This is a genomic window from Helicobacter vulpis, from assembly GCF_003660395.1.
GTDB classification, from domain to species: domain Bacteria; phylum Campylobacterota; class Campylobacteria; order Campylobacterales; family Helicobacteraceae; genus Helicobacter; species Helicobacter vulpis.
This window is the reverse complement of sequence record NZ_QXQT01000008.1, coordinates 39,817-55,552: the sequence shown is the minus strand read 5'-3', so window position 1 is coordinate 55,552 and position 15,736 is coordinate 39,817. Positions and strand designations below refer to the sequence as shown.

Sequence of the window (15,736 nt, the reverse complement as noted above, 5' to 3'; positions counted from 1 at the left end):
TAAGAAAAAAAACATTAAAATGCACGCACAAGAGCGCGTGCTCTAGGAAGGTCTCTAAACAAGGCAATTTTTTATCCTAAGCTATCTGAAAGGGAGTGTAGTATGGAAAAAACAACAACGATCAAACAAACGGAGCACCACAAGAGCGGGTGGCTCCTAGGTAGGGTGGTTCCCGCCCTCTTGGCTTCTTCGTCTTTAGGAGTGTGTGGCTTAGACGCTCTGAGCTATGAAGTACATGGCGATCTCATCAACTTCTCTAAGGTGGGTTTTAACACTTCTCCTATCAACCCCATCAAGGGGATCTACCCCACGGGTACTTTCGTGGAACTCACCGGCAAGCTAGAGAGCACCTTGCACTTGGGCAAGGGTTGGAGTGTTACAGTGGGCGGGGCATTGGGGGGGATGCCCTATGATGGCACGCGTTACGATCGCTATGCGACAGACGTGAAATCTTCTAACCCCGCGCTATGGAAAGAATGGGAAAAATATGCTAACCAATGTAGCACTGCTGGTGGCCAATTCTGTTCGTCCATTGTTACAGGCGGCCCTTATGCTAACCAATACCAGCCCGGGGGCATTGCCGACCCTAGGGGGATTGGGTATATGTTTATGGGGGAGTGGAATGGCTTGTTTCCTAACTACTATCCGGCCAGCGCTTATACCCCGGGGCAGTCGCGCCGCTATGAAATCTACAAGGCCAATGTGCAATATAAGAGCGATAGAGTATGGATGATCTTAGGACGTTATGACACCACTCAGATCAAAATGGTCGACTGGTTTTACCAGTTGACACAGGGGTTCTATGGGATGTTTAACCTGACTGACAAGCTGACTTTTCAAGTGTTCAGCTCCTGGGGCCGTGGTATCGCTGATGGCCAATGGATGTTCCCCATCTATCGCGAAAAGCCATGGGGCCAGCATAAGATCGGGTTTATCTACCAGGTGAACAAGCATTTCTATGTCCACCCCCATGTGTGGTTCTCCCCGCAGGTCTTTACCGCTCCTGAGGTTAAAATCTACTACGATACCAATCCGGATTTTGATGGGCGTGGGTTTAGGTCGCAGACTACTTTCTATGGCATGTATGTCTACCAGTGGGATAACGCTAACTTTGGGCGTTATGCCCCCGCGCGTTATAACACTTGGGACCCTTTCTTAGATCAAGGCCAGTGGCGCGGGTTGCAAGGGCCCGGGGGGGCAGTCCTGCTCTTCAAACAACGCTTTGACTTCAATAACCACAACGCTTCCTTTGGTATCTATTACGCCCTAGGCAACCCCAACCCAAATATTGGGACCTATGGTAACCCCGTGGCCATCGATGGTGTGGAACAATGGACGGGTGGTATCTACTCGCTAGGGTTTGCCAGCATCAACAATATCACCGCCGCAGATGCCTTAACTCTATACGCAAAAGCCGGTGGTATTTATGGAAAATTTGACTGGGAATTGGCCGAACGTTATACGACCTCTCCGCGCGCTGATGGCCAAGCCTTAGCCTTGTACATGAACTACCAATTTGGCAAGCACATCAAGGCTGGGATCAAGCTAGAATGGTTCTTACAAGTGATCCGTGCGGGTTATAACCCCGGGGTGGGCTACTTGAGCAAATACGGCCAGCCCCTAGATATCAACACCGGGCTTTTTTCTTCTAGTGCTTTTGCACAAGGGCCTGCCAATGTGGGGTATATCAGAAACACCGTCGCTCAAGATCGCAGCCACTTGATGACCCACATCAGCTACAGCTTCTAAAAACACCCACCTCGCTTTTGGAGCGGGGCGGAATTTGCTATAATCGCCTTTTGATCGCAAAAACAGCTTAAGGGTGGATCATTGTGCATAAAACACTCTTTTTTTTGGGGGTTTTACTCGCATTTTTAGGGCGCGTGTCGGCTTTTGACATGAGTTTAACGGGCAAGTTGAGCACCTATACTAAGTTTGGCTTCAATAACCAAAAATACAATCCCGCACGCCTCATTTACCCCACCGGGAGTTACACCTCGCTGTTAGCTGAAATGAATTTGAGTTTGGACCTTTACAAGGGTTTGCGCGCCGAAGTAGGGGGTATGATCTCAGCATTGCCCTATGACTCTACGGCCTATCAGGGCAATAATATTCCCCCAGGCCAGCCTGGGGGCCCAGGGCAGTATTACCAGCACGATGGAGGGATCTTTTGGGAATACATCGGTTGGTTTGCTGGGCATAGCGGTTTGCATGTACAAAAGCCCCGTTATGCAATGGTGCACAACGCCTACTTGAGCTATGATTATAAAGGCATCTTTGGTATCAAGGGGGGGCGTTATGAACTCTCTGATTACGATTGGTTTACCTCCTTTAGTCAGGGCGTGGAAGGCTATGTTAAATACAAGGACACCAAATTACGCGTACTCTACTCGGATGCGCGCGCCTCTGCCTCTAGCGACTGGTTTTGGCCTTTTGGGCGCTACTACACCAGTGGCAAACCTCTGATGATCGCAGAAGTGCGCTACCAAAAAAAAGGCTGGAAAGTCAACCCTTATTTTTACTCCATCTTTGGGCGCATGAACGCCCCTGGGATCAACATCACCTACGACACGAATCCTAACTTTAAAGACAAGGGTTTTAGGTGGGTGGGCACTTTTGTGGGCTTCTTCCCCTTCTTCCCCCCTTCAGGGCGCGGACCAGATATCATTCTCTTCCAACAAGAGAGCATGGGCAAGGACGGGCAGACCCTCTTTTTTCGCTCTCGCTTCTATTACAACAAATGGAGTTTTGGGGGGAGTATTTACAAGAACATCGGTAACGCCAATGGCGACATCGGCATTTATGGCGACCCGCTAGGTTACAATATCTGGACCAACAGTATTTACGATGCAGAGATCAACAACATTGTCGGTAAAGACGCGCTCAATGGCTTTTTATACTTTGGTTCGCGCTACCGGGGATTCACATGGAAAGTGCTAGGGCGGCTGACTGGCTCCCCGCGCGCCAACGAGCAGAGCATCGCCTTATTTTTAAACTACTTTTGGAGCAAATATAACCTAGAATTTGACCTCAAGCTAGAGTATTACAACAATGTTACCAAAAAGGGGTATTGCATTGGGTATTGTAGCTCGTGGGGGGCTTTCCCCCTGCCCCATAATGTGGACTCCGATCGCAGTCATCTGATGTTCACGCTCACCTATGGGTTTCAAATCTTATAAGGTGAAGCACCACGCTTTTATCAGAGAGTAGATTCACTGCCCGCAATCCGCCCGAATTGTCCGCTTTCTAGATCGTAGATAGCCTGTTGGATTTCCTCTTGCGTGTTCATCACAAAGGGGCCATAGCCGACCACACTTTCCTTTAAGGGTACGCCGCTCAAGAAAAGCAATTTGGCTACACTTCTAGCCCTAATCTCCACATCCGCACCCCCCTCTTGAAAACTCACCAAATGCCCTGCTGTAATGGTACGCTCCCCTATGCATACGTTCCCCTCTAGCACTAAGATCACCAAATTATGGCTTTCAGGTACACCAAAGACGTAATTCTTATCTGCATGCATGCGCACATCCCACATGTTGATGGGGCTAAAAGTGTGCGCGACCCCGGCCACCCCCTCTAACTGCCCAGCAATCACGCGTACCACTCCGCTATCTGCTTTGAGTTCCACCACTGGAATATCCTTAGCCTGAATCGCTTGGTACTTGGGGGGCATCATCTTATGTGCCTTGGGCAAATTCACCCACAGCTGCACAGCCTCAAATACCCCGCCCCTCTTGGCAAAAGTCTCTGAGTGGAATTCTTGATGCATCACCCCAGAGCCCGCGCTCATCCATTGCACATCACCCGCCCCAATCACACCCCCACCTCCATGCGAATCTCGATGCGCCACTTCCCCCTGATAAACAATGGTTACTGTTTCAAAGCCCCTATGGGGGTGTTCGCCCACCCCGCGCGCCCTGCCCGCTTCAAAATGGTAGGGTTCGTTGTAATCTAAAAGCAAAAATGGGTCAAACAACGCATGTTGGTGGTTGTAACTAATCATGGTGCTGACATAAAACCCATTGCCCACCCAATGCTTGCGCGAGGCATCGCGCACTCCAGCGATTTGTTTCATAGCAATCCTTTCTTCGCATTATAAAACGCGATGGCTAACTAATATCAAAGGGCTTTAACCTGAATTTTGCTATACTGCGCCCATCTCTCTTAAATCAAATCCCCACACCTTAAGGACGTAAATGGAAAAAATCTTAGACATTGTAGAGCTGATTGCCTATGAAAAGGGCTTGAGTTTAGAAATGGTGAAAGAAGTCGTGAAAAATAGCATTTTGAAAGTGGCTAAAAACACCCTAGACGCGCAAGCAAATTTTATGATTGATGATAGCAATAAGGACTTTACCCTATTGCATGTGGTGGAGGTGTGCGCCGATGACGATCCCAAATTAAAGCAAGACCCTACCAACACGCTCCCCTTGAGCAAAGCCTTGCAAGATGACCCCTCTTTAAAGCCCAATGACTTAGTACATTATGAGATCAGTTTGAAAGACATGAAACGGGGCGCGGTGAACGCGCTCTTTAAGGATTTGGAATACAATATTCAAAGGAGCCTAGAAGATCAGTACTTCCAAAAGTACAAGGGCATGCTCAACACCATTGTACGGGGGGTGGTTTTAGATGTGGACAAGAGCCAAAATACCTTTGTGGAGATCGAGGGTGTACAAGCCGTGTTAGCCCTGCGCAACCGCATCAAGGGCGAGAGTTTCAAAGTGGGCGACACGCTACGCGCGATTTTAAAAAATGTGCGCTTTAGCAAACAGGGCTTGATTTTAGAGCTCTCTAGAACCACGCCCAAATTTTTAGAAGCCTTGTTGCATTTAGAAGTCCCTGAGATCGCTGATAAAGAGATTGAGATCATGGGGATTGCGCGCATTCCAGGCGATCGCGCCAAATTGGCCCTGCGTTCCCACAATGCCCAAATTGACCCCATCGGCGCGACTGTGGGAGTTAGGGGGACGCGTATCAACGCCATCAGTAAAGAGCTCTGTAATGAAAGCATTGACTGCGTGCATTACCACGAAGTCCCAGAAATTTACATTGCCAACGCCCTATCCCCCGCCCAAATCATCAAGATCGAATTGAGTCAAACCCCTTTAGAAGACAAGGTACAAAAAAACGCTTTGGTTACCCTGCATGGGGATCAAAAGAGTAAAGCCATTGGCAAAAGCGGGGTGAATGTGCGCTTGGCGTGCATGCTTACTGGATATGATATTGATTTTGATGTCTTGGCCCCCCAAACTCCCAAGGATACCCCAGTCAAAAGCGGGTTAAGCATGCTCGAATCCCTCTTCAAACCCACGCCCAAATCTCCCTTAAATGAGTAAGGGCGCTAGCCCAAAACCCAACCCCACAGATAAACTCACTACGCATAAACCGGGCAAAAAGAAAGGATGATCAAAGATGTATTTGCCAATACGCGTACTCCCCGTGTCATCCATTTGCACCGCCCCTAGCAAGGTGGGATAAGTGGGCAGCACAAAGAGCGCAGAGACCGCTGCAAAAGAAGCCACCACGATATACACATGTTGGGTGTGTTCAGGGGTGATCCCTAAGGCGATGATCACGCTAGGAATCAGGGCTTTGGTGGTGGCAGCTTGAGAATAAAGCAACATGCTGGTAAAAAATAGCCCCACGGCGAGCAAAAAAGGGTAATGGGTGAGCCAAGTGGATGCGATGGTTTTAATGGGCTCAATATAGCCCTTAACAAAGGTATCTCCCAGCCACGCCACGCCCAGCACACACACGCACGCGCTTAAGCCCGCTTTAAAGGTGCTGGTTTGCACCAATTGGTTGGCGTTGAGTTTGCATGCCATCACGATGAACGCCGCAATGGCGAGCATGAAGCTAATGATCGCCCCATCACGAGGCAAGATCACCGGTTTGATCCAAGCCACATTTTTAGAAATGGCTGTCGCATAAAACACCACCGCCACAATGCCCAACACAAAGATCAACACGGAGAGTTTCGCGTTTTGGCCGATCTCTTCAGAGGTGTGTGGAGTGGGCACGCTTTGCGTTGGGGTGGGGGTTTCTAGTTGGTTGGGTAAGAATGCGCTCACTAAAAAGGCCGTGATCAAGCACGCGCACAGCGTGGTGGGGATGCAGATAGCTAGCAAGGTGGGGTAAGAAACCCCCAAAGGTTCTAAAAACCCACTCATGGCGATCACAGCGGCTGAAACCGGACTAGCTGTAATGGCCACTTGGGAAGCCACCGCAGCTAGAGATAGGGGGCGGGAAGGACGGATATTTTGCCCCTTAGCCACTTCCACAATCACGGGGAAAACAGAAAAGGCAGTGTGTCCTGTGCCCGCTAACAGGGTTAGGGCATAGGTTACTAAGGGGGCTAAATAATTGATATGCTTGGGATTGCGCCGTAAAATCCTCTCAGCGATATGTACCAAATAGTCCAGCCCGCCGGCTAATTGCATGCTTGAAATCGCCCCAATCACGGCCATGATGATGAGAATCACATCCCAAGGGATATTACCCGGGCGCATGCCTAAAAACAGGCTCAACACCACCACCCCTAGCCCGCCTGCAAAGCCAATCCCCATGCCCCCTAAGCGCACGCCTAAGTAAATTGCCCCTAGTAAGGTGATAACTTGTAGAGTGAATAGCATCGCGTCCCTTTCAGTTGAGAAGTTTTTTGCGCCAATCATTGGGGTGAGCGCGCATGAGCGCTTCCAAATGCTGGGCGTGAGTGGCGTTAGAACTAAAGATTTGCAAGTAAGGCCCTAGTGCTTTGAGACTAATATCCACGATATTAGAACTCCCATCACCCATGTTCTTGATAAGCACTTGGTGGGCATTGGTGGGGGTGTTTTCTAAAAAATGGGCTTCCATGTGGCTTAGTTGGATGCCTAACTGGGTACGCAACGCCGCGCTGTCCATGTGCTTTTGGGGGTAGAAAATCAAGGTGCCCATATTATTGATAAAACTCTTAGCGTGTTTTAAGTCGTAGAGTTGGTGGATGTCTTGCAATGCCAACACCACCACTCCATTAGCCTTTCGCCCCTGGGTGATGAGTGTGTTAATGTGATCGTTCAGAGCACTATTTTGGGCGTAACTCTTAAATTCATCCACAAAGAGTAAAAAGCCTTGCTTGGTTTTGAGCGCACGGCGCAACATTTTGTAAAAGAGATAATAAGCTAGTAGCCCCAAATCCTTCGCATTGAGCGTGATCGCGTCCATGTTGATAGTCGTCCATGGGGTCTTAAACTCTAAGCTATCTTGCATGGCGTTAAAAAGAGGGTGTTTACAATAGGGTTCTAAAGCTAGAGAGAGTTTGGGGTTATGTATGAGCGCGTCTTTAAAATCTTGCAAACAAAAGGCTTTGGGGTAGAGGGTAGCATACAAGCTATCTAGGGCTTTGTGGATCGCGTGGCACTCCTGTGTGTCTTGCACGCCCACCCCCAGCATGGCAGTGTAAAAAGAGTGCAAAAAATCGTGATTTTCTTGACTGTGCTCTAAAGAGAGGGGGTTGATCTGGAAGTGCGCTCCGCTATTATACACCCCCCCAAAGTAATGCGTACAAGAGAAAAGCCCGTAGGCGCGATCTAAAGCTAAGATATTGAGATGATCGTATTTGAGCGCGCTCATCATTAAAAAACCCATAAGGGTAGTCTTACCCGCCCCAGTAGCCCCGATGATCATGGTGTGCCCGTTGACTTTAGCAATGCTATGGGCTGCCACCCCCTTATGGCGTACTTCTTGATTATGAAAATTGAACAGATAGGGGGAGTGATCCAAATTTTTAAACACACTCAAGGGCATATCCCCCCAAGAATTGCTCTTAAACCCCCGATTGGCTCGCTCAAAGACGACCAAACACGCTAACGCCTGCGCGCTTTGGCAGCGCAAGCGGGGGTTGAGCTGGATTCGCCCCGGGAAAAGCGAAAAATACGCGGGTTTGAGTCCTAGAGTTTCTACCACCCCTACTAAGTGTTCATTGGCTAACAGGCTCAACACCTCTTGGGTGTGTTGGTTGAGGGTGTCTAAACTGGGGCTTTTAAGAATGATATTGAGGGCGCATTGTTGCAAACAAAGCCGTTTGGATTTGAGGAGTTCGTGGTAGTGTTCTAGCTGGGTACGCACCAGTCTAGTCAGACTCAAGCGAATCTTTTCTTGGATAAAGGCTAGGGCTTCTTGGAGACTTAAGGGTTTGATGGAAAAGACAATGTCTAATTCTTTAGGTTGGTGGAGTAGGGAGGAGAGGGCTACAGAAGTGATCTGTTTGCTCTCATAGGCCTTGATTCCTAGAATGCGCTTATAAATGCGCATGCCATGGCGTTCTTGCAGAAAATAATCCCTATGAAAGAATACATTCGTGGCGATGTAGCTATCGCTTAAGAAACCCAAATGGGGTTGCAAGGGTAATTCTATGCCATTGATGAGAGCGGCGTAAAATTCTAACACTTCGTGCGCGCTTAAGATTTTGGGTTGGAAGTCTTGCAGGGCATGGGTGATTTGGGCAATGGCGTTGTTGAGCGAAGAGATCTTGTGCGCGTAGGGGTCTTTGGAATCTGAAGCGATCAGCGCGCGTTTCTTAGTCTCAAAAAAGCCCTTGAGGGGGGGAGTGCTGGTTTCTAAGATGAGGTAATAGCTGTTCTCATAAATAGATTTGCTCTCAAAACTATGGATAATTTCTTGTGCATGCGGGTTTTGCACAGCGGGGTTTTGCTTGAGCATGATTTCTTGACGTTTGGTATAGATGCGCAAGACAATCTCAGAGAGTTGGCTTAAAGCGTTGTACTTGCATTCGAAGTAATTTTCTAAATCTTTTTGGGACAGGGCACTCAAACTCAGGCCTTCAATTTGCACGGCCCCCACGAGTTGTTCTTGCTTGGTGAGCAAAAAACGCGCGTCATAAAGCCCCAAGATATTATTTTCTTCCACCATAGAATAGACTTTAGGACTCACACCCACGAGCAAATCCCAAGCCTTAGTGCGCAAAAAACTCCCAAATCTCGCCCACATTGGGCTATTATAGTGGCCTTTGCGTTAAGTTAGGATTAACTATAATGGGAGAGATGGATAAAGACCCCTTGCAAGAAGCCTTGTTTTTGGAATTGCTAGAACGCCTCACACGCCAGCAAAAAGCCTTTGAGGCAGAAATGCGCCATCAGATGGAGAGTTTGGCAAGCCAGAAGCTGGACTTGAACAGTGTCTTTAGGCTGGAACGCCAGCGCGTGGCCATTGCCTATAAACTTGTGGGGGTGTTGAGTGTGGTGAGTCTTTCTTTGGCCATCGCTTTGGTGGTGCTTTTGCCCCTAAAACGCACAGAGCACCACTTTATAGACTTTGCCAACCAAGACAAACATTATGCCATTATCCAACGCGCTGATGAGAGCATTTCTAGCAATGAAGCCTTGGTACGATCGCTCATTGGTACTTACATCCTCAATCGCGAAACCATCAACCACATCGACGATCAAGAACGCTATGAAGTGGTACGCCTGCAAAGCGATCACAAGGTTTGGGCAGTGTTTGAAAGTTTGGTTGCCTCCAAAAATAGCATTTACACCGACACACACATGGAACGCGATATTAAGGTCATCAATGTCGCCATTTTGCAACGGGCCAAGGGGGCTAATCTTGCCAATGCCCAAATCAGCGCGAAGTTATTTCGTGCAGGTAAGCTGGTTTATGAAAAACGCTACAACGTAACCCTAAGCTACGCCTTCCTGCCCCCACCCCAGTTTGACTACGCCCCCATGCCCAAAAACCCTACCGGGTTTCAGGTTACGCGTTATAGCATTACGGAAATGTCGCATTTCAAATGATTAGCTGACAAATTCATTGAGCTTTTCTAAGACCACTTCGGGCACGGCGTTTTGGTGGATTTCTGTAAAAAAGACGCGATTCACGCACGCCCCCCCCGCGCACGCCCCCCCTTGACTTTGATCGATCCAAAAATCGCAATCCAAAACGGGGATGGAATCTTTTTCGCCCAAGAAATGCAGGGCTTGTTCCTGTCTAAAGCCCACCAGCCACGCATAACTTTGCGCGGTGTTGACAATGGGTTGATACAGGCTTTCAGAGAGCGCGTGTGTACGCGCATCAAATAATAACCCGCGTACTTTGGAATCCTTATAAGAGCGCAACCAATCAGCGTAGTAAACCCCAGCATTTTCTATGTGTTCTTCTTCAAAGTCTTGACTAGCCCCCACGGCCTTAGCAGTCATTTCTAAGAGCGCTAAGGGGGAGGGGAGCTGTGTTAAGATGTGTACATGCAGAATTTGGGTAGCGGTATTGACAAGCGAAGTAGTGATCGCGCGCAACTCTTCATCGGCTAAAAACACCTTTAGGGCATACCCACTGCGGCGTTTTTCTCCCATTTTAGCCACAAGCGCGGCGTTATTTTGCAATTCCTCTTCCAAGAGTTTGTCAAAGCGCAATACCAGCGCATCGGCTTTCAATAGAGAAGCAACTTGTTTCATGTAATTGCTATACAAGGTGGGGTCATGCCAAGGGTAGGGCTTGTGTTGCATCAACACTTTATGCGCGTAAGCGCGCGCGTCTAGGATCAAACGCTTTTGGGAGTCGTGTAAGATCGCCTGCAGAGGATTCATCACTGGCCTTTCATGGAATTTGAAAAACGATTATACTTTACGATCGCATTAATTTAGGCTTTATTCACCAAATTAGCTCAAGTAGATGGGCTAGGTTTGTGCGTAGGCCAAAATGGCTTGCTTGTAAAGGGGGGCGATTGTTAACTGGAGTTCTAGCACGCTCAAGGGTAAGGGGCAGGCTGAGAGTTTCACCGCATCCTTTGTGGTAACTAGTAAAGAGGTGGCTTGGTGGGCTTGGTAGGCCTGTTCTAAGGTGCGTATGTCAAAACGGGCATGATCTCTAAAATAGAGTTTGTGCACCACCTGCTTGGGCAAGAAGGGGTCTAGACGGCGGGGGTTGGCAATTGCGGTAACTAGGATCATTCTAGGTGTAGGGCTACGCACCCACACTTGGCGCGTGTAATCGCGTCCTTCTTGCAAGAGCATGTCCGCTTGGGAATAATGACAAGGAAATTCTCGGAATGCCCCACTGGGCAAGACGAAATTAAAATAGGGGGGGTGTTCTGGTTGCAACACGATATTGAGTTTCTTAAAATTAAAGCGGAAACCGTCATCGAGCAACACCACCTGCGCTCCTAATTGTTTAGCTTTCAACACCCCCGCTTTGCGATTCGCACTCACCACCACGCTTGCATTGAGATTTAGCGCGTAGAGATAGGCTTCATCACCCGCGTACTCCTGAGACACGCGCAATTGAGCGCGCTCACTCACCACCACCAAACCCTTAGAAGCGCGCTTGTAACCTCGACTCACCACCCCCACATGCAAAGGCTCTAGAGCCTTTGCAATCTCTAAGATAAAGGGCGTTTTGCCACTCCCTCCCACTACCAAATTCCCCACGCTAATAATGGGCACGCCCAAATCTTCATAGGGGGTTAGGGCGCGCTTGAGCGTGGCCACACCCCCATAAACAAGGCTAAAGGGGTAAAGCGCATGGGCTAAAATTTTCTGAGAGAGGCTGGGCGCGTAAAAATAACGCTCGATCCAAGTCATCGCGCTTCCATGATTGAAGTTGACAAGGCAGGGATTCTAACATGTTTTGTGCGTTTAACTTGCATGCCGATGTAGTGGCTATGAGATACCAGAAGATATTTGAAAAGCCGGGCGTGTTCGTGTCCTTTGTGATGTTGGGTGATCCTTCTTATGAGGCTAGTTTTGCGATCGTCAAGACCTTGATCGATGCGGGGGTAGATGCGCTAGAATTGGGGTTTGCCTTCTCAGACCCAATAGCCGATGGGGCGGTGATTCAGGCTAGCCATGTACGCGCGCTTGGTGCCGGGGCAACAATGCATGCCAATTTTGCATGGCTTGCTAAAATCCGCGCCTACAATGCCCACATTCCCATCGGTTTACTGGTGTATGCCAATCTCGTGCATCGCTTTGGGATCGATTGTTTTTATAGGGCCTGTGGTGAGAGTGGGGTAGATAGCGTACTGGTGGCTGATGTACCCCTATTTGAGAGCGCGCCCTTTGTGCAGAGCGCACATAAACACCACATCGCCCCCATTTTCATCGCCGCCCCCCACACCACAGCCACCCATTTAAGACAGATCGCCCAGTACAGCCATGCCTACATTTACGTACTTGCGCGCGCAGGGGTTACAGGGGCTAAAGAAAACTTGCAAAAGGGGGCTAAAGAAGTCCTCACCCAGCTCCAAACCCACACGCGCACCCCCTGCTTGCTAGGTTTTGGCATTTCTAAACCAGAACATGTTCAGGAAGCCTTGCAAATGGGCGCGCAGGGCGTGATCGTGGGCTCGGCACTGGTGCAGATTCTAGAAACGCATTTGGACAATTTGCCAAGCATGTTGGCGTGTTTGCGTGCCTTTGTGCAAGATATGCGCGCGGGCTTATGCTATAATTAGGCTTTAACGCGCAAAGGGGCTGGAGTGCAAAAAAGTGTTTTGAGGGCTATGAGTAAGGGTGTGCGCTTGAGTCTAGGGCTATGTCTGATTGCCTTGTTTTTGAGCGGATGCTTTTTGGTGCGCTTTTTTAGCAAGGATTTCGCCTACAACTCCTACCGCATTGTGCGCGTGGTGATGGATGGGCAGAGTTTCAATACCGATGATTTGGTCTTAGAAGCCATTAATCCCCAACCCAGCACCCCCCCCCCACCTTCTCCCCCCACCTTCTACTGCCACAACCCCTCAAACCCCTACAACCCCTCAAACCCCCGCTCCGCCAAAAGACAAACTCGATTTGCTCAAAGCCGAGCTGGAGACCAAGATCAAAAATCTCAACGCGCAGGGCGTGCCCCCCGATGCTTCCTTGATTAAAAGCGACATCCAACGCTTGCAAGAAGACATCGCACGTAACCGTCAAAACGCCCAAAACCTCCAATATGCTAGCGCGATTGCCAGTAGCCCCATCGGGCGCGTGGAGTTCGATCAAAAACAATTGCGCGCCTATGGAACAGCCTATTGCAACAAGTATTTTATTAGCTATGCCTTTCGCGATGACGATCATCTCCACATTGAGGACAAGGGCATTTCACGCCGCGTGTGTAAGAATGAGAAATTAATGGCGTTTGAATTGGCCTTTTATGGGCATCTACAGGGGCTTTTCACCATCACGCGGGATAAAAAAACCCTAGTGTTAGACAACCAAAAAATGCAAATCTACTTGCAACACTAATGCCATGCACGCTGTGAGCGCCCTTTTACAGTCCCAACACCGCGTGAAAGGCTCGCTTTTTTTGGGTTTTCTCATGCCCAGCGCGGATTTTGAGACCACTTTGGCCACAATCCAACAAGAACACCACAAGGCGCGCCACATTCTCTATGCCTATCGGCGCATGCAAGCCGGGTGCTTAGAAGAAGCTTTGCACGAAGCCAAAGAGCCCAAGAACAGCGCGCGCGCCTTGCTAGAAATCCTACGCCAACAAGAGCTATGCCAGAGCGCGGTGGTGGTGGTGCGCTATTTTGGCGGGGTACTCTTGGGCATGGGGGGGTTGATGCGGGCTTATGCCACCAGTGTGCAACTCTGTATCCAAGAAATGCACGCCACAAACGCCCTAGAAGTCTTTGAAGAACCCTTGTTGCGTTTTATACCCTATATACAACTAGATAGCTTGCGCGCGCGCGCTAAAAAATATGCCGTCATTCTAGAAAAGCAGGCGGTAGAACCTCATGGGGTGTGGGTATGCCTCAAGGGCGCGCAGGCGCATCTCATTTTAGGAGAAAAATAGATGGAAGATTGGTATATTTGGCTTAAAATCGTACATGTGATTGGGATCATTTCGTGGATGGCGGCGTTGTTCTACCTGCCCCGTTTATTGGTCTATCATCGTGAAAACATAGACAAGCAAGAATTTGTCGCCATTGTGCAGGTGCAAGAACAAAAGCTCTATGGCTACATCGCCATGCCCGCGATGATCCTCTCAGTCTTGAGCGGTTTGGCTTTGCTTTACATGCTGGGCGTAGAAGTCTTTCACCATGGATGGTTGCATCTCAAATTGCTCTGTGTGCTCATCTTATTGCATTACCACTTCATGTGTAAAAAGTTCATGCGCGAACTGCAACGCGATCCCCACTACAAAAGCCCCGCATTTTTTAGGTGGATCAACGAAGTACCCACAATTTGCATGGTGGTGATCGTCTTTTGCGTGGTGGGGAAATTCTTTTGAAATCTGGGCGCGATTTCGATCAAAAAAAGATCATTGGCATGTTTGATGCGATCGCGCCCACTTACGACACTACAAACCGCCTCTTGAGCTTTAAACAAGATGAGAAATGGCGTAAAGACGCGATCACGCGCGCGTTGCACTGGGTCTATGCCTTTAAGGGAGATTTGCAAAATCTGCGTATCGCCGATGTGGCCTGTGGCACGGCAGATATGCTCTTGCACCTTGTACGCCATTTAGCGCAAAAGGGAAGTTTGGAGCGCATCTATGGGATCGACCCCTCCTTAGAAATGCTGCGTTTAGCCCAAGAGAAAATCGCTAGGCGCGCCCAAGAACATGCCACCAAAATCTCTTTAGAATGCCTAGAAGCTAGAGAGCTCAAGCCCATTGAAAGCCAGAGTTTGGATCTCATCACCATCGCCTATGGCCTGCGCAATGTACTCGATCGGCGCGCTGCTTTGGGCGAATTTAGCCGCACTCTCAAAAAAGGGGGGGTGTTGGTGGTTTTAGAGTTCATGCGCTGCGATCAACGCGGCATTTTGGGCACTTTGGCGCATTGCTATACTTCTAAAATTCTGCCCATTTTTGGCATGTTGCTCAGCCGTAATTACAAGGCTTATGCCTATTTGCCTGCCTCCATTGAAGGGTTTATCAGTGTAGAAGAATTAGAAGACGAATTGAGCGCGGTGGGCTTAGAGGTCGTAGAAAAAAGGCATTATCTGTACAAAAGCGCTTCTTGTATCCTAGCGGTTAAGAACACACAAGGGCGATCATGCACCTAGCGATTTTCCAGATGGCGCGCTTTGATTTGGACTTTATTAAGCAGAATTTAGCCCAGATCCCTAAGGGCGCGCTCTGTCTCTTCCCAGAATATGTCCTAAGCCCCTTTTTTTTAGAGTTGCTCCATAGCGATCCCCAACATAGCGCTAGCCAAGCCCACACTCGCCAAACCCAGCTAGAATCTCTAGCGCGCCAAAGGGGCGTGCATGTACTGGTGCCCACTTTGGCTTTTTGCGATCACAAACTCTATAAACAAATGGCATGGATTAGCCCCCAGCACACCCATTACTACCTCCAACAACGCCTCATCGCCTTTGATCACTGGGATGAACAAGCCTTTTTTGCCAACCCCAAAGAGGGCTTTCAAACCCCTTTAAACTTCGTGTTGGAGGGCATTAAAATCGCCCCTCTTTTTGGCTTTGAGGTGCATTTTGACGCGCTTTGGCTCAAATTGCAAGAAATCGGGGTGGACATGGTACTCTTGAGCAGCGCGAGCGCCTTTGAATCCTTTGATCGCTGGCGTGCGGTGTGCAGCGCGCGCGCCTTTTGCAACTCCATGTTAGTGCGCGGGCTAATCGCATCGGGATGGTGCGCCAAGAGTATTATCAGGGTGTCAAACACAATTTGCCCTGGCGTTTCTATGGGGATAGTTTCATCGCCCTGCCCAATGGGCAGATTAGCGACAGCTTGCAGGGGCAAGAGGGGGTGTTGCATTTAGAGGTACACAAAGAATATCTAGACGCATGGG

General features: G+C 49.2%; 15 protein-coding genes and 1 pseudogene. 11 read left to right on the top strand and 5 right to left on the bottom strand.

Going from position 1 to position 15,736, the window contains the following annotated elements; genetic code table 11:
• The first annotated feature begins 120 nt into the window (after positions 1–120).
• Positions 121–1,749: an outer membrane family protein gene (locus tag EAO38_RS04040; RefSeq protein WP_407927417.1), complete on the top strand. Its 1,629-nt coding sequence runs from the start codon at positions 121–123 to the stop codon at positions 1,747–1,749.
• Positions 1,750–1,832: 83 nt separating this feature from the next.
• Entirely contained in the window at positions 1,833–3,179 is a 1,347-nt protein-coding gene (locus tag EAO38_RS04035; RefSeq protein WP_235852509.1) for an outer membrane family protein, read from the top strand.
• A 20-nt stretch (positions 3,180–3,199) separates the two neighbouring features.
• Here EAO38_RS04035 and EAO38_RS04030 read toward each other — a convergent pair whose 3' ends face one another.
• Entirely contained in the window at positions 3,200–4,075 is an 876-nt protein-coding gene (locus tag EAO38_RS04030) for a pirin family protein (RefSeq protein ID WP_121021352.1), read from the bottom strand.
• A 121-nt stretch (positions 4,076–4,196) separates the two neighbouring features.
• On the opposite strand from EAO38_RS04030, the gene nusA reads away from it, so the two are divergent.
• Positions 4,197–5,339: a transcription termination factor NusA gene (gene nusA, locus EAO38_RS04025; RefSeq protein ID WP_121021350.1), complete on the top strand. Its 1,143-nt coding sequence runs from the start codon at positions 4,197–4,199 to the stop codon at positions 5,337–5,339.
• On the opposite strand, the gene EAO38_RS04020 is transcribed toward nusA, so the two are convergent.
• Together EAO38_RS04020 and EAO38_RS04015 are read right to left on the bottom strand one after the other, a co-directional pair.
• Positions 5,328–6,635 carry an anaerobic C4-dicarboxylate transporter gene (locus EAO38_RS04020; RefSeq protein WP_121021348.1) on the bottom strand — a complete coding sequence of 436 codons (1,308 nt, stop codon included), beginning with the start codon at positions 6,633–6,635 and terminating at the stop codon, positions 5,328–5,330. The genes nusA and EAO38_RS04020 overlap by 12 nt on opposite strands.
• 10 nt (positions 6,636–6,645) lie before the next feature.
• A complete protein-coding gene (locus EAO38_RS04015; RefSeq protein WP_121021346.1) occupies positions 6,646–8,991 on the bottom strand; it encodes a VirB4 family type IV secretion/conjugal transfer ATPase in 2,346 nt (781 codons plus the stop codon).
• 53 nt (positions 8,992–9,044) lie between these two features.
• On the opposite strand from EAO38_RS04015, the gene EAO38_RS04010 reads away from it, so the two are divergent.
• Positions 9,045–9,797 (top strand): type IV secretion system protein, encoded by a 753-nt coding sequence (locus tag EAO38_RS04010; RefSeq protein ID WP_121021384.1) that lies wholly within the window; start codon positions 9,045–9,047, stop codon positions 9,795–9,797.
• Here the strand turns inward: EAO38_RS04010 and EAO38_RS04005 are convergent, their stop codons facing one another.
• Positions 9,798–10,586, bottom strand: a complete 789-nt coding sequence (locus EAO38_RS04005) for a hypothetical protein (RefSeq protein ID WP_235852508.1) — start codon at positions 10,584–10,586, stop codon at positions 9,798–9,800.
• A gap of 90 nt (positions 10,587–10,676) precedes the next feature.
• On the bottom strand, positions 10,677–11,579 hold the full coding sequence (locus EAO38_RS04000; protein WP_121021342.1) for a tetraacyldisaccharide 4'-kinase: 903 nt from the start codon (positions 11,577–11,579) through the stop codon (positions 10,677–10,679).
• An 80-nt stretch (positions 11,580–11,659) separates the two neighbouring features.
• On the opposite strand from EAO38_RS04000, the gene trpA reads away from it, so the two are divergent.
• From trpA to EAO38_RS03965, 7 genes and pseudogenes are all read left to right on the top strand, one after another.
• The gene (gene trpA, locus EAO38_RS03995; protein ID WP_121021382.1) at positions 11,660–12,451 is read left to right on the top strand and encodes a tryptophan synthase subunit alpha; all 792 of its coding nucleotides are present in this window, start codon (positions 11,660–11,662) and stop codon (positions 12,449–12,451) included.
• 24 nt (positions 12,452–12,475) lie between these two features.
• Positions 12,476–12,862 (top strand): hypothetical protein, encoded by a 387-nt coding sequence (locus EAO38_RS09175; protein ID WP_121021340.1) that lies wholly within the window; start codon positions 12,476–12,478, stop codon positions 12,860–12,862.
• Between the two features lie 100 nt (positions 12,863–12,962).
• Positions 12,963–13,220, top strand: a pseudogene (locus tag EAO38_RS09170) (META domain-containing protein); the annotation flags it as partial.
• A gap of 4 nt (positions 13,221–13,224) precedes the next feature.
• Positions 13,225–13,773 carry a YigZ family protein gene (locus tag EAO38_RS03980; protein ID WP_121021338.1) on the top strand — a complete coding sequence of 183 codons (549 nt, stop codon included), beginning with the start codon at positions 13,225–13,227 and terminating at the stop codon, positions 13,771–13,773.
• Entirely contained in the window at positions 13,774–14,211 is a 438-nt protein-coding gene (gene hemJ, locus EAO38_RS03975; RefSeq protein ID WP_121021336.1) for a protoporphyrinogen oxidase HemJ, read from the top strand.
• Positions 14,208–14,990: a bifunctional demethylmenaquinone methyltransferase/2-methoxy-6-polyprenyl-1,4-benzoquinol methylase UbiE gene (gene ubiE, locus EAO38_RS03970; RefSeq protein ID WP_121021334.1), complete on the top strand. Its 783-nt coding sequence runs from the start codon at positions 14,208–14,210 to the stop codon at positions 14,988–14,990. Before hemJ ends, ubiE begins: the two co-directional genes overlap by 4 nt.
• Positions 14,981–15,706 carry a carbon-nitrogen hydrolase family protein gene (locus tag EAO38_RS03965; protein WP_235852507.1) on the top strand — a complete coding sequence of 242 codons (726 nt, stop codon included), beginning with the start codon at positions 14,981–14,983 and terminating at the stop codon, positions 15,704–15,706. The genes ubiE and EAO38_RS03965 overlap by 10 nt, the downstream gene beginning before the upstream one ends.
• Positions 15,707–15,736 lie beyond the last annotated feature (30 nt).